Genomic DNA, 13,305 nt, shown 5'->3' on the forward strand with positions numbered 1-13,305 from the left:
ACGATCAATGCCTGGCACTTTTTGTATTGGTCAAAACCGCCTTCCTCGGGCAAGCTGCGCTGCCCAGCCATCGCCCGAGGAGGCTTTGCCTTGTCCGCCTGGATCCCCGCTCCGCTGCGCCAGCTTGGCCAGCGCCTGCGCGCCGCAGCGCCCGAGCAGAGTGAACTGCTCAACTGGTTCGAAGCCAAGGCCGCCAGCCGCGGCTATCAGCTCAGCGATGGCCAGCGCCGGGTCATCCACAGCATGGCGGTGCAGCTCGCCCAACTGGAAAGTGGCCAACCTCGCAGCCTTTATCTGTATGGCTCGGTAGGCCGCGGCAAGAGCTGGCTGCTCGATGGCTTTTTCCAGGCCGCGCCGGTAGCGGCAAAGCGGCGCCTGCACTTCCATGACTTTTTCGCCCGCCTGCACCAAGGCATGCACCAGCACCGCCTGCTGGACGATGCACTGGGCGCGACCCTCGACGAACTGCTCGGCGACTGCCAGGTGCTGTGCTTCGACGAGTTCCATGTGCATGACATCGGCGATGCCATGCTATTGACCCGGCTGTTCAACGCCCTGTTCGCCCGCGGCATCTTCCTTTTGGTGACCTCCAACTACGCACCTGAAGGGCTCTTGCCCAACCCGCTGTACCACGAGCGTTTCCTGCCCGTGATCCGCCTGATCAACAGTTCGATGGAAGTGCTCGAAGTCGGCGGCGACACCGATTTTCGCAGCCTGCCGGCCAACCGTGAGCACCAGCGTTTCACCCAGGGGCACTATGTGTGGCCGGGTAATGCAGCGCAGCGCCAGGCGCTGAACGTGCCGGATGAACAGCCCGTGATGCTGGAAGTGAACAAGCGCCCGCTACGCGCCCTGGCCATTGATGGCCGGCGCGTGGTGCTGGCCTTTGACGACCTTTGCGAGAAGGCCACGGCGGTGATCGACTACCTGGTGTTGGCCGGGCTATACGACGAGTGGGTGATCGATGGGCTGGATGACCTGGCGGAGTGCTCGCTGGCGGCGCAGCAGCGCTTCGTCAACTTGGTGGATGTGCTGTATGACCAGGACCGGCAGGTGACCGTCATCGGGCGACGGCCACTTGAAGAAAGCCTCGGTGGGCCACTGGCCGACCTGATGCGCACCCGCAGTCGCCTGGGGCAACTGCATCAGATCGGATCTTCATGATTCAGGGGCTGCTGCGCGGCCCCGCTCAACCCGCCCTGGGCAGGTCCGCCAGCACCGCCTCGATCTCCCCCAGCACCGCTGGATCATCCAAGGTTGAGGGCGGCACATAAGCCTGCCCGTCAGCAATCTTGCGCAGCACCGCCCGCAGGATTTTCCCCGAACGGGTCTTGGGCAAGCGCTTCACCAGTCGCACCCGGTTGAAGCACGCCAGCGCACCGATCTCCTCACGCACACTGCCCACCAGGTCCACCAGCAACTGCGCCTCGGCAATACCCTCGCCATCCTTGAGCACCACCAGCGCCAGCGGCACCTGGCCCTTGATCTCGTCATGCACACCAATCACCGCACACTCGGCCACCGCCGGGTGACGTGCGACCAGGTCTTCCATCTCGCCCGTGGACAGGCGGTGCCCAGAGACGTTTATCACGTCATCGGTACGGCCCATGATGTAGACAAAGCCTTCATCGTCCAGATAACCGCCGTCACCGGTGTGGTAATAGCCCGGGTAGGTCTGCAGGTACGCCTGCAGGTAGCGCTCATGGTCGCCCCACAAGGTCTGGCTGCACCCGGGCGGCAGCGGCAGGGCGATGACGATGGCGCCTTGCTGATCAGGGCCCAACAGGTGCCCGTCATCATCCAGCACGCGCACGTGGTAGCCCGGCACCGCGCGGTTGCTCGAACCTGGCCGCGCCGCACTGCCCTCCAGCCCCACGCAAGGCGCGGTCACCGGCCAGCCGGTTTCGGTCTGCCACCAATGGTCGTGTACCGGCTTGCCAGTCACCCGCTCCAGCCACTGATGGGTACTGGAATCGAGCTTTTCCCCGGCCAGGAACAGCTGGCGCAGCGAGCTCAGGTCGTGTTTGCGGATCAGCTCGCCGTCCGGGTCTTCCTTTCGGATCGCACGCATGGCGGTGGGCGCGCAGAACAAGGCATTGACCTTGTACTGCTCGACTACCCGCCAGTACGCCGAGGCGTCCGGCGTGCGGATCGGCTTGCCCTCATAGAACACCGTGGTGCAGCCGCTCATCAGCGGCCCGTAGACGATCAGCGAATGGCCGACCACCCAGCCGACATCAGAAATACCCCACCACACATCGCCAGCCTGCATCCCGTAGATATGACGCATCGCATAGCAAAGCGCGACCGCGTTGCCGCCATTTTCGCGAACGATGCCCTTGGGTTTACCGGTGGTACCGGAGGTATACATGATGTACAGCGGGTCGCCGGCATCCAGCGCCACGGGTTCCACCGGCTCGGCATCGACCAAGGCCTGCTGCCAGTCCAGATCACGGCCTGGTTGCAGCTGCGCGCGGGCTTGGGGCCTTTGCAGTACCAGCACCTGGCGAGGCTGATGGCGAGCGGCCTGCAGGGCGCGGTCGACCAGCGGCTTGTATTCGATCACCCGGTCGAATTCCAGGCCGCAGGATGCCGTCAGCAGCAGCGTTGGCCGCGCATCATCGATACGCAGGGCCAGCTCATTGGCGGCAAAGCCACCGAATACCACCGAATGCACGGCGCCGATCCGCGCGCAGGCAAGCATGGCCATGGCCGCCTGGGGCACCATCGGCATGTAGATGATCACGCCATCCCCTTTGCCCACACCCAACTGGCGCAACAGCCCGGCCAGGCGCGCTACTTCGTCACGCAGCTGGTTATAGCTGAATGCTTGCTGCACGCCGGTCACGGGTGAGTCGTAGAGCAACGCCGTCTGCTCGCCACGGCCCAGCTCGATTTGCCTATCAAGGGCCAGGTAGCAACTGTTCAGGCGGCCATCGGCAAACCACTGGTGGGTGCCGTCGGCATTTTCCTGCAGGGTCAGGGAAGGTTTGCGGTACCAGGCCAGGTGATCGGCCTGTTCGGCCCAGAAGGCAGCAGGGTCGGCAATGGAGTGGGCGTAGCTGTGCTGATAGGTCATGTTGGTGGCAACCCGATACTTGTTGTTATTGAAGGGCGAATATTGAGTATGGCCCGCCTCACCGGGCCCGCCATGGGACTAAAGTCACAACGCATATGCACATTTGCAGGGAACGCTTATGCGCCCCATAACAGTGCAAAGGCCTTAGAATAGGCGCCCCTTAACGCCACAGAGCAGCTCATGGACATCGATCAGGCCCGAACCTTTCTGGAAGTCGTGCGTTGCGGCAGCCTGGTCGCCGCTGCCGAACGCCTGTTCGTGTCACAGACCGCCATCACCGCCCGCGTACAACGCCTGGAGCAGCAACTGGGCTGCCAGCTGTTCGTGCGCAGCCGCAACGGTGCCAGCCTGACCAGTGATGGCGAAGCCTTCGTCAGCTATGCCAATCAGCTGGTGCAAACCTGGGAAGCGGCACGTCGCGACCTGCCACTGCCCGAAGGTTGCCAGCAGGTGCTGCATGTAGGCGCGGAAGTGAGCCTGGGCAACCCGATGTTGCTGGACTGGGTCAGTGCCCTGCACCGCGAGCTGCCCAGCCATGCCATCCGCAGCGAGGTGAGCGATGGCGAATCGTTGCTGCGCAAGGTGGAGATGGGCCTGCTCGACGCCGCACTGGTGTACCAGCCGACCTACGGTCCAGGGCTGCAGGTGGAGCAGTTGATGGAAGAAAAGCTGATTCGTGTGCGCCGGGTCGATCGGCCCGAGCCGTACATCTACATCGACTGGGGTGAAGCCTTCCGCCGCCAGCACGATGCCGCCCTGCCCGACTGCGCGCGCCCCGCGCTGAGTTTCAACCTCGGGCCGTTGGCCCTGCAGTTCATCCTCGACCAAGGGGGAAGCGGGTATTTCCGTACTCGTGTCGTACAGGCCTACCTGGAAAGCGGCGTGTTCGAGCGAGTGCCACAAGCGCCGGAATTCACCTACCCGACCTACCTGGTGTACCCGCGCAAACGCGACAGCGAGGCCCTGCAACAGGCCATCGCGGTGCTGCGCCGGCTGGTGGCAGCCGGCGCCAGTGATTGGTCACAACGCTGGGATCCGGTTATCTGACGCACTGCCGGCGGCACTGAGCAACTGGCGCTTGAGGCCGGCGACCAGGTCGGTCTGGGTGACCACACCCACCAGCTGATCACCGTCGAGCACTGGCAGGCAGTGCATGCCTTGCTCGCAGAGCAGCGGCAGCAGGCGCTCCAGCGGATGCTGGCTGCTGACACTGACCACCCGCCGGCTCATCACCTGCTCCATGCGCACCACTTTGCGGCCGAGCAGGCCACGCCAACTGAACTGGCCCCGCTGCATGGCCGGGCCGACCAGATCGCTGAGGCTGACGATACCCACCAGCTTGCCCTGCTGCAGCACCGGCAAGGTTTTCAGGTGATGGCTGTCGAGCATTTTCCAGGCCTGCTCCAGGGTGGTCTGCGGCGAAGCGAACTGCACATCGCGCGACATCACCGCCCCCGCCGTGATGCCGCCGAGGCTGCGCTGCAGGGCGTGGTGCTCGGTGGCGAGGATGATGCGTTCCAGTTCGTCGCGGGTGACGTCGACAAATTCGCCCAGCTCTTCCAGCGCCTGATCCAGGTCGGCGCCACGGATGCCGACGCGCTCGCTGGGCAGCGGGTCGTGGGTGTGGTGCGGGTCCTTGCGCGGCAATGCGCCTTTCGGGTAGCGCACACCGGTCAGGCGGTTGTAGATCACCGCCACGCTTACCAGTATCAGCGCATTGAGCAACACCGGCTCCAGCAGGTGATCACCCATGGCCGTCAGCTCAGAATCGGCCAGTACCGCGCTCACCGCCACGCCACCGCCTGGCGGGTGCAGGCAGCGCAGCAGGCACATCACCAGTATCGAGATGCCCAGGGCAATGGCGGCCACCCACAACTCGGGGCCCAAGCCCTGGCGCATGGCCAGGCCGACCGCACCGGCCAGGGCATAACTGCCAAGCACAGGCCACGGCTGGGCCAACGGCCCGGAATGCACGGCAAACACCAGTACCGCCGAAGCGGCCAACGGGCCGAGCAGGTGCAGGGCAATGCCCGGGCCATAGGCCAGGCTGGTCAACCAACCGGCGAGGAACAGGCCGAGCAACGCGCCGATACCGGCGCGCAACCATTCTTTGGGAGGGATATTCAGGGGCGCTGGCAACAGCCGCTGCAGACGACGTTCGGAACGCATGGCAGACATTTGAGTAATCGGGATCTGTAATTTTTTTGATTAAAAAGAAAGCCCAGCCGAAGTGGCCTGGGCCTCGTATCGCGGATGCAATACCACAAGGGGCTCCGTCCGTGGAGAGATGGAAACCGCAGGGTTTCGTGAGGGGGATTGTGCCGGGCGGGGGACGATTGGGCTAATTCAAAAAAATGCGGCTGTACTGCAATTTTTTTGCAGTGCTGATCTGGCCGCTGGGGGCGCTACGCGGCCCAGCATTACCTCGACTTGCGCGGTAGCTCGATGCTCACCCGCAACCCGCCCAAGGTGCTCTCAAGCAACGCCAACCGCCCACCCCAGGCCTCGACGATATCGCGCACGATCCCTAACCCCAGCCCATGCCCATCGACCTGCTCATCGAGCCGCGAGCCACGCTCCAGCACCTGCAGCCGCTGACTTTCGGGAATACCGGGGCCGTCATCATCGACCCACAACCGATACCCCTCGGCTGTGGGCGCAATCCCCAGACGCACTTCGCTGTCGGCCCACTTGCAAGCGTTGTCCAGCAGGTTACCGAGCAGTTCCAGAACGTCTTCGCGATCCCACGGCAACAGCAGCCCCGGCGGCACATCGCGCTCAAGCAGCAAGCCTTCGCCATGGATCATGCCCAAGGTCGCAAGCAAGCCCGGCAGCTCGGCATCACAATCGAACTGGGCGCCAGGCAAGGCATCGCCTGCCAGGCGCGCCCGATTCAGCTCGCGGGCCAGGCGCTGCTGGATCTGCTCCAGCTGTTCACGCAGCTGCGCCTGCACCTCTGGCAAGTCTTTCAAGCGCTCGCTGGAGGCCAGGCTGAGCAGCACCGCCAGCGGAGTCTTCAACGCATGGCCGAGGTTGCCCAAGGCATTGCGCGAACGGCGCAGGCTGTCTTCGGTGTGGCTGAGCAAGTGGTTGATCTGGCCCACCAGCGGCGCCAGCTCGCTGGGCACCTGGGCATCGAGTTGCGAACGCTGGCCTTGCTGCAGCTGGGCGATCTGCTGACGTGCGCGCTCCAGCGGGCGCAGCGAGCGGGTCACGGTCACGCGCTGCAGCACCAGTACGATCAGCAATGCCACCAGGCCCATGCCCAGGCCGATCTGCTGCAGCCGACGAAAACCCTCGCGTACTGGCGAATAGTCTTGCGCCACGCTGATCGAGATGTTCTGGCCCAGGCGCCGGTAATCGGCGCGCAATGCCAGCAATTGCTGGCCTTCCGGGCCCAGCTCATGGCTATCGGACAGCCCCGGCGCGGCCGGCTTGGGCATGTCCAGGTCCCACAGCGAACGCGAGCGCCAGGTACCCTGGTCGAAGTCGATACGGAAGTAGTAGCCCGAGAAAGGCCGCTGGTAAGCCGCGGAAATGCGCCGTTCATCCAGCTGCAGGCCAGACGGCCCGCGCACCAGCGCCACCAGCAGGTTCTCGCTTTCCTTGCGCAGGCCGTTTTCCAGGTAGCGCTGCAAACCAGCCTCGAACAGCCACAGGGTCAGCTGCGCGAGCACCACGCCGACCACCACCAGCACGGCGACCAGGCCCAGGCTCAGGCGCGCCTGGATGGACTTCACCCGGTGCTCCCGGCATAGATGTAACCCTGCCCGCGACGCGTTTCGATGACGCTGCGCCCAAGCTTGCGCCGCAGGTGGTTGACGTGCACCTCCAGCACATTGGAATCACGCTCGGTCTCGCCGTCGTAAAGGTGCTCGGCCAGGTGGCTCTTGGACAGGATCTGCTGCGGATGCAGCATGAAGTAGCGCAACAGGCGAAATTCCGCGGCAGTGAGCTGGATGTCGACGCCATCGCGACTCACGCATTGGCGGCTTTCATCCAGGTGCAGGCCTGCAGCTTCCAGGGTTGGCTGGTTGGCCAAGCCGCGGGCCCGGCGCAGCAGTGCCTGAATACGCAGCTGCAGCTCCTCAGGGTGAAAAGGCTTGCTCAGGTAATCGTCGGCCCCGGCTTTCAGGCCTTCGATACGCTCTGCCCACGACCCGCGCGCCGTAAGGATCAGCACCGGCGTGACCAGCCCCCCGGCACGCCACTGCGCCAGCACCTCCAGGCCCGGCAAGCCTGGCAGGCCAAGATCGAGGATTATCAGATCGTAGGGTTCGCTCTGGCCCTGGTAAACCGCATCGCGGCCATCGGCCAACCAGTCAATGGCATACCCCTGGCGCTGCAGGCTGGTGGTCAGTTCGTCGGCCAGGGGCACGTTGTCTTCGACAAGCAGCAGGCGCATGTCAGTCGTCTTCCTCATCTTTGAGCAGGACACCACTGCTGGCATCAAGCTTGATCTCGCGCACCACACCTTCCTTGGTCAGCAGTTCGACTTCATATTCGTAGCGGCCGTCGTCTTCTTCCAGCTCAGCCTCCAGCAAACGCGCCCCGGGGTAACGCCCCAGGGCGGTTGCCAGCAATTGCTCGAGTGGCAGGATGATGCCCTTCTGGCGCAGTTTCAGGGCCTGGTCCTGGTCCAGGTCGCGGGCAACGGCCAGCGAGCACACGGCCAGCAACGACAGCGCCAGATACCGCGCCAGCCGGGGTAAGTGGATCATCAGCTGTCCCGCTCGTCCTTCAACACTTCACCGGTCTTGGCATCCAGGTCGACATCCCACTCGACGTTTTGCGTATCGCGCAGGTCGACCTTGTAGATGTAGCGACCGTATTCGTTTTCCAGCTCCGAATCGGTGACGGTGGCGCCTGGATGCTTGGCCACGGCGGCGGCCTTGAGCTCGTCCAGGGACTTGATGGTCTTGGCGTTGACCAGTTTGACCACTTCGTCAGGCTGGACGTCCTTGGCGAAGGCAGCATTGGCGCCCAGGGCAAGGGCGGCGGCGGTGAACAGGGCAGTCAAGGTTTTCATGGTGGCTCTCCTGAGCGACGTTCAAGTTGTCTACGGGGTTAAGACTAAACAGCGGTCCTTAATTCAACCTGAAAACAGCTGGCGCCATGATAGCGCAGCTGTAGTGGTATCAAGCCCCTATAATGACCGCCTGGTTACCTGCGAGATCCGTCATGAGCGCCATTCACATCAAATTCCCTGCACTCACCTTCAAGGCTGGCCAGCGCGCGCTGCAGCAAATTCGCGAACGTGGCCTGCAGGCGGCCGATGTGGGTGTATTGCCAGGTGCTGCGGGCGGGCCAAAGCCGCTGGGCATCCAGGGCCTGGACCTGGCCCTGTTCGGTGAATGGCTGCCAGCGGCACCGCGGCAACGCGCACTGATCGGCGCCTCGATCGGCTCCTGGCGCTTCGCCAGCGCCTGCCTCGACGACCCGGTGGCCGGCATCCGCCGCCTGGGCGAGTTGTACACCGAGCAGGACTTCGCCAAGGGCGTCACCCCCGCCGAAATCAGCCGCAGCTGCCAGCGGATGCTCGACGACCTGCTGCAGGGCCGCGACGGCCAGATCCTCGCCAACCCGCACTACCGCCTGAACATCCTGGTGGTGAAAAGCCACGGCCAGCTCGCCCACGACCATCGTGGCCGCCTGGGCATGGGCCTGGGTTCGGTGATCGCCAGCAACCTGCTGGGGCGCGCGCGCCTGGCCCGGCACTTCGAGCGCGTCATCCTGCACGATGCGCGCAGTGCACCGCCGCTTGACGCCCTCACCGACTTTCCCTCGCGCTGCCTGCCGCTGGACCTGGCCAACCTGCGCCACGCCCTGCTCGCCTCGGGCTCGATCCCGATGGTGATGGAAGGTGTGCGCGACATTCCCGGCGCGGGCGCCGGCACGTACCGCGACGGCGGCCTGCTCGACTACCACCTCGACCTGCCCTACCGCGGTGACGACCTGGTGCTGTACCCACACTTCACCGACAAGGTGGTGCCCGGCTGGTTCGACAAGGCACTGCCCTGGCGCAAGGGTGACGCCACGCGCCTGCAGAACGTGCTGCTGATGACCCCGTCGCCGCAGTACCTGGCCGCCCTGCCCTACGGCAAACTGCCCGACCGCAACGATTTCAAGCGTTTCATGGGCGATGCGCCGAGCCGCAAGCGCTACTGGTACCAGGCGATCGCCGAAAGCCAGCGGCTGGGCGACGAACTACTGGAACTGATAGCCACCGGGCGGCTGCACGAACGCCTGCAAGCCTTGTAGTGGCCATGCTGGTAGACTGCGCACATTATTGATTCACACAGAGTTATGACAGCGTGGAAATCTTCAAGGAATTCACTTTCGAATCGGCCCACCGCCTCCCTCACGTTCCGGAAGGCCACAAGTGCGGCCGCCTGCATGGCCACTCGTTCAAGGTCGGCCTGCACCTGACCGGCCCGCTGGACCCGCACACCGGCTGGATTCGTGACTTCGCCGAGGTCAAGGCGATCTTCAAGCCGATCTACGAGCAGTTGGACCACAACTACCTGAACGACATCCCAGGCCTGGAAAACCCCACCAGCGAAGTGATCGCCAAGTGGATCTGGGACCAGGTCAAGCCGTTGATGCCTGAGCTGTCCAAGGTGCGCATCCACGAAACCTGCACCAGCGGCTGCGAGTACACCGGCGACTGATTCGCCGATGCGGGCAGGGTCTCAGCCCTGCCCGTCGCCCACCGCATCGCGCAGGAAGCTGGGGGCGATGTAGCGCTGGTAGTGCGCTTCGGACAACAGGAAGAACTCGCGATCGATGGCATCGCGCAGTTGCGGCAGTTCCCAGTCGCGAAACTCCGGCAGCAGCGCCATGCCGTAAGCCTCCAGATCGCGGATCATCCGCGCCCCGCGCGCGATCAGCTGATAGGCCCAGCAATATTCCGACTGCTGTTCGACGAAGCGGATCGAGCGCTGCTGCAACTGCTGGCGCAGCACGTTTTTGTCGAACACTTCCAGCTTGGCCATCATCACCTGTGCCAAAAGCTGCTCCAGGCGCAGCCACACGGCGCGCTTCTGCGCCTCGTCGTAGCCGTTCCAGTGGATCACTTCATGGTGGAAACGCTTGCAGCCACGGCACACCGTGTCTCCATACACCGTGGAGCAAAGGCCGACGCAAGGGGTCTTGATGGACTGGTTGGACATGGAAAAACAACGGCTTGGCGGTGGAACACGGGCCCATGTTAGCCCTTTGTCTAACCACGGTCACTCGTTAAAGTCATGATCGCCGCCTTACCTTCCGCGACAATTTGCCGTAGAATCATCCCGCCTTTTCAAGGCAACAATGTCCGTTGGAAGCTGTTTTCAAAGCGTCACGAGCACAGTTCATCCGGTAGAACGGCGTTGGCCCGGGCCATGCACCCTCGCATGCCCGCGCCAGCCCTCATCAGCTCCCGTTCTGCAGGCGTAAAACTTTGAAAGCAGCTTCTGTAAGGATTCTTTGCGACTCTGGCTGGGCGGCCCACAAAGCCGTGGCAGCGCATGGGTGCACTGAATGCTGGATGAGCGTCCCGGACTCCCTTTAGGGACCACTGATGAGGGTAATAACTGTGCTTGAAGCCTACCGCAAACACATCGAAGAGCGTGCCGCCCTGGGTATCGTGCCCCAGCCGCTGAACGCCGAACAAACTGCAGGCCTGGTCGAGCTGCTGAAAAACCCGCCGGCCGGCGAAGAAGCCTTCCTCGTAGACCTGATCACCAACCGCGTTCCACCAGGGGTCGACGAAGCTGCCTACGTCAAGGCCGCTTTCCTCTCCGCCGTGGCCAAGGGCGAAGCCAAGTCGCCACTGATCGACCGCAAGCACGCCGCTGAACTGCTGGGCACCATGCAGGGCGGCTACAACATCGAGACGCTGGTCGCGCTGCTCGACGACGCCGAACTGGGCGCCGTCGCGGCCGAACAGCTCAAGCACACCCTGCTGATGTTCGATGCCTTCCACGACGTGGCCGAAAAAGCCAAGGCCGGCAACGTTCACGCCAAGGCCGTGCTGGAGTCCTGGGCTGCCGGCGAGTGGTTCACCTCGCGTCCGGCCATCGCCGACAAGTACACCCTGACCGTGTTCAAGGTGCCTGGCGAAACCAACACCGACGACCTGTCCCCTGCTCCGGACGCCTGGTCGCGCCCTGACATCCCGCTGCACGCCCTGGCCATGCTGAAAATGGCCCGTGACGGCATCGAGCCTTCTCAGCCTGGTTCGGTCGGCCCGCTGGCGCAGATCGAAGCGGTCAAGGCCAAGGGCTTCCCGGTTGCCTACGTCGGTGACGTGGTCGGTACCGGTTCCTCGCGTAAATCCGCCACCAACTCGGTGCTGTGGTTCTTCGGCGACGACATCCCGTACGTGCCGAACAAGCGCGCCGGTGGCTTCTGCTTCGGCACCAAGATCGCCCCGATCTTCTACAACACCATGGAAGACGCCGGCGCCCTGCCGATCGAATTCGACTGCACCAACCTGGCCATGGGCGACGTCATCGACGTTTACCCGTTCAAAGGTGAAGTGCGCCGCCACGGCAGCGACGAGCTGGTCACCGAGTTCGCACTGAAAACCGAAGTGCTGCTCGACGAAGTCCGCGCCGGCGGCCGTATCCCGCTGATCGTCGGCCGTGGCCTGACCGAAAAAGCCCGCGCCGAGCTGGGCCAGGGCCCATCCGACCTGTTCAAGAAGCCAGAGCAGCCAGCCGACACCGGCAAGGGCTTCACCCTGGCGCAGAAGATGGTCGGCCGTGCCTGCGGCATGCCGGAAGGCCAGGGCGTACGCCCAGGTGCCTACTGCGAGCCGAAGATGACCACCGTCGGTTCCCAGGACACCACTGGCCCGATGACCCGTGACGAGCTGAAAGACCTGGCGTGCCTGGGCTTCTCCGCTGACCTGGTGATGCAGTCGTTCTGCCACACCGCGGCTTATCCGAAGCCGATCGACGTCACCACCCACCACACCCTGCCAGACTTCATCCGCACCCGTGGCGGCGTGTCGCTGCGCCCAGGCGACGGCATCATCCACAGCTGGCTGAACCGCATGCTGATGCCTGACACCGTGGGTACCGGTGGCGACTCGCACACCCGCTTCCCGATCGGCATCTCGTTCCCGGCCGGTTCCGGCCTGGTGGCCTTCGCCGCCGCCACCGGCGTCATGCCGCTGGACATGCCAGAATCGATCCTGGTGCGCTTCAAGGGCAAAATGCAGCCAGGCATCACCTTGCGTGACCTGGTCCATGCCATCCCTTACTACGCCATCCAGAAGGGCCTGCTGACCGTCGAGAAGAAGGGCAAGAAAAACGCCTTCTCCGGCCGCATCCTGGAAATCGAAGGCCTGGACGAACTGACCGTCGAGCAAGCCTTCGAGCTGTCCGACGCCTCGGCTGAGCGTTCCGCTGCTGGCTGCACCATCAAGCTGCCGGAAAAGGCCATCGCCGAATACCTGCAGTCCAACATCACCCTGCTGCGCTGGATGATCGGCGAAGGCTACGGCGATGCCCGCACCCTGGAGCGTCGCGCCCAGGCCATGGAAGCCTGGCTGGCCAAGCCTGAGCTGCTGTCGGCCGACGCCGATGCCGAATACGCCGAAATCATCGAAATCGACCTGGCCGACGTCAAGGAGCCTGTGCTCTGCGCGCCGAACGACCCGGACGATGCCCGCCTGCTGTCCTCGGTACAGGGCGAGAAGATCGACGAAGTGTTCATCGGTTCGTGCATGACCAACATCGGTCACTTCCGCGCTGCCGGCAAGCTGCTGGACAAGGTCAAGGGCGGTATTCCGACCCGTCTGTGGCTGGCCCCGCCAACCAAGATGGACGCCCACCAGCTGACCGAAGAAGGCTACTACGGCATCTACGGCAAAGCCGGTGCGCGCATGGAAATGCCAGGCTGCTCGCTGTGCATGGGTAACCAGGCACGTGTGCAGACCGGTTCGACCGTGGTCTCCACCTCGACCCGTAACTTCCCGAACCGTCTGGGCGACGCCACCAACGTGTACCTGGCCTCGGCCGAGCTGGCTGCCGTCGCTTCGATCATCGGCAAGCTGCCGACCGTCGAAGAGTACATGCAGTACGCGAAAGACATCGACAGCATGGCTGCCGACGTTTACCGCTACCTGAGCTTCGACCAGATCGCCGAGTTCCGTGAAGCGGCTGCCAACGCCAAGATCCCGGTGGTTCAGGCGTAAGCTGAGCTACATGCAGTAAAAGAAAGCCCCGGCAGCGATG

12 protein-coding genes are annotated in these 13,305 nt (G+C 63.9%); 5 read left to right on the plus strand and 7 right to left on the minus strand.

Going from position 1 to position 13,305, the window contains the following annotated elements:
- Window positions 1-90 precede the first annotated feature (90 nt).
- Window positions 91-1,164, plus strand: a complete 1,074-nt coding sequence (gene zapE, locus APH27_RS02480; protein ID WP_060483887.1) for a cell division protein ZapE — start codon at window positions 91-93, stop codon at window positions 1,162-1,164.
- 25 nt (window positions 1,165-1,189) lie between these two features.
- Here zapE and APH27_RS02485 read toward each other — a convergent pair whose 3' ends face one another.
- Window positions 1,190-3,079, minus strand: a complete 1,890-nt coding sequence (locus APH27_RS02485; protein ID WP_027919663.1) for a propionyl-CoA synthetase — start codon at window positions 3,077-3,079, stop codon at window positions 1,190-1,192.
- Between the two features lie 180 nt (window positions 3,080-3,259).
- Here APH27_RS02485 and APH27_RS02490 point away from each other — a divergent pair, with 180 nt between their 5' ends.
- Window positions 3,260-4,126 carry a LysR family transcriptional regulator gene (locus tag APH27_RS02490; RefSeq protein ID WP_027919662.1) on the plus strand — a complete coding sequence of 289 codons (867 nt, stop codon included), beginning with the start codon at window positions 3,260-3,262 and terminating at the stop codon, window positions 4,124-4,126.
- Here the strand turns inward: APH27_RS02490 and APH27_RS02495 are convergent.
- The 5 genes from APH27_RS02495 to APH27_RS02515 form a co-directional block, all read right to left on the minus strand.
- Window positions 4,100-5,257 (minus strand): HPP family protein, encoded by a 1,158-nt coding sequence (locus APH27_RS02495; protein WP_060483888.1) that lies wholly within the window; start codon window positions 5,255-5,257, stop codon window positions 4,100-4,102. The genes APH27_RS02490 and APH27_RS02495 overlap by 27 nt on opposite strands.
- A 242-nt stretch (window positions 5,258-5,499) precedes the next feature.
- Window positions 5,500-6,819, minus strand: a complete 1,320-nt coding sequence (locus APH27_RS02500; RefSeq protein WP_027919660.1) for a sensor histidine kinase — start codon at window positions 6,817-6,819, stop codon at window positions 5,500-5,502.
- Complete coding sequence (locus APH27_RS02505) at window positions 6,816-7,484, minus strand: response regulator transcription factor (RefSeq protein ID WP_027919659.1); 669 nt, start codon at window positions 7,482-7,484, stop codon at window positions 6,816-6,818. Before APH27_RS02505 ends, APH27_RS02500 begins: the two co-directional genes overlap by 4 nt.
- 1 nt (window position 7,485) lies before the next feature.
- Window positions 7,486-7,800: a PepSY domain-containing protein gene (locus tag APH27_RS02510; protein WP_060483889.1), complete on the minus strand. Its 315-nt coding sequence runs from the start codon at window positions 7,798-7,800 to the stop codon at window positions 7,486-7,488.
- Window positions 7,800-8,108 (minus strand): PepSY domain-containing protein, encoded by a 309-nt coding sequence (locus tag APH27_RS02515; RefSeq protein WP_027919657.1) that lies wholly within the window; start codon window positions 8,106-8,108, stop codon window positions 7,800-7,802. The genes APH27_RS02510 and APH27_RS02515 overlap by 1 nt, the downstream gene beginning before the upstream one ends.
- A 152-nt stretch (window positions 8,109-8,260) precedes the next feature.
- Here APH27_RS02515 and APH27_RS02520 point away from each other — a divergent pair, with 152 nt between their 5' ends.
- Together APH27_RS02520 and queD are read left to right on the plus strand one after the other, a co-directional pair.
- The gene (locus APH27_RS02520; protein WP_027919656.1) at window positions 8,261-9,340 is read left to right on the plus strand and encodes a patatin-like phospholipase family protein; all 1,080 of its coding nucleotides are present in this window, start codon (window positions 8,261-8,263) and stop codon (window positions 9,338-9,340) included.
- A gap of 53 nt (window positions 9,341-9,393) precedes the next feature.
- Window positions 9,394-9,750 carry a 6-carboxytetrahydropterin synthase QueD gene (gene queD / locus APH27_RS02525; protein WP_012271598.1) on the plus strand — a complete coding sequence of 119 codons (357 nt, stop codon included), beginning with the start codon at window positions 9,394-9,396 and terminating at the stop codon, window positions 9,748-9,750.
- 21 nt (window positions 9,751-9,771) lie between these two features.
- On the opposite strand, the gene APH27_RS02530 is transcribed toward queD, so the two are convergent.
- Window positions 9,772-10,251: a DUF1289 domain-containing protein gene (locus tag APH27_RS02530; protein WP_027919655.1), complete on the minus strand. Its 480-nt coding sequence runs from the start codon at window positions 10,249-10,251 to the stop codon at window positions 9,772-9,774.
- 404 nt (window positions 10,252-10,655) lie between these two features.
- Here APH27_RS02530 and acnB point away from each other — a divergent pair, with 404 nt between their 5' ends.
- Complete coding sequence (acnB, locus tag APH27_RS02535) at window positions 10,656-13,265, plus strand: bifunctional aconitate hydratase 2/2-methylisocitrate dehydratase (RefSeq protein WP_027919654.1); 2,610 nt, start codon at window positions 10,656-10,658, stop codon at window positions 13,263-13,265.
- Window positions 13,266-13,305 lie beyond the last annotated feature (40 nt).

It is taken from the genome of Pseudomonas sp. NBRC 111123 (assembly GCF_001320205.1).
Classification (GTDB): domain Bacteria; phylum Pseudomonadota; class Gammaproteobacteria; order Pseudomonadales; family Pseudomonadaceae; genus Aquipseudomonas; species Aquipseudomonas putida_J.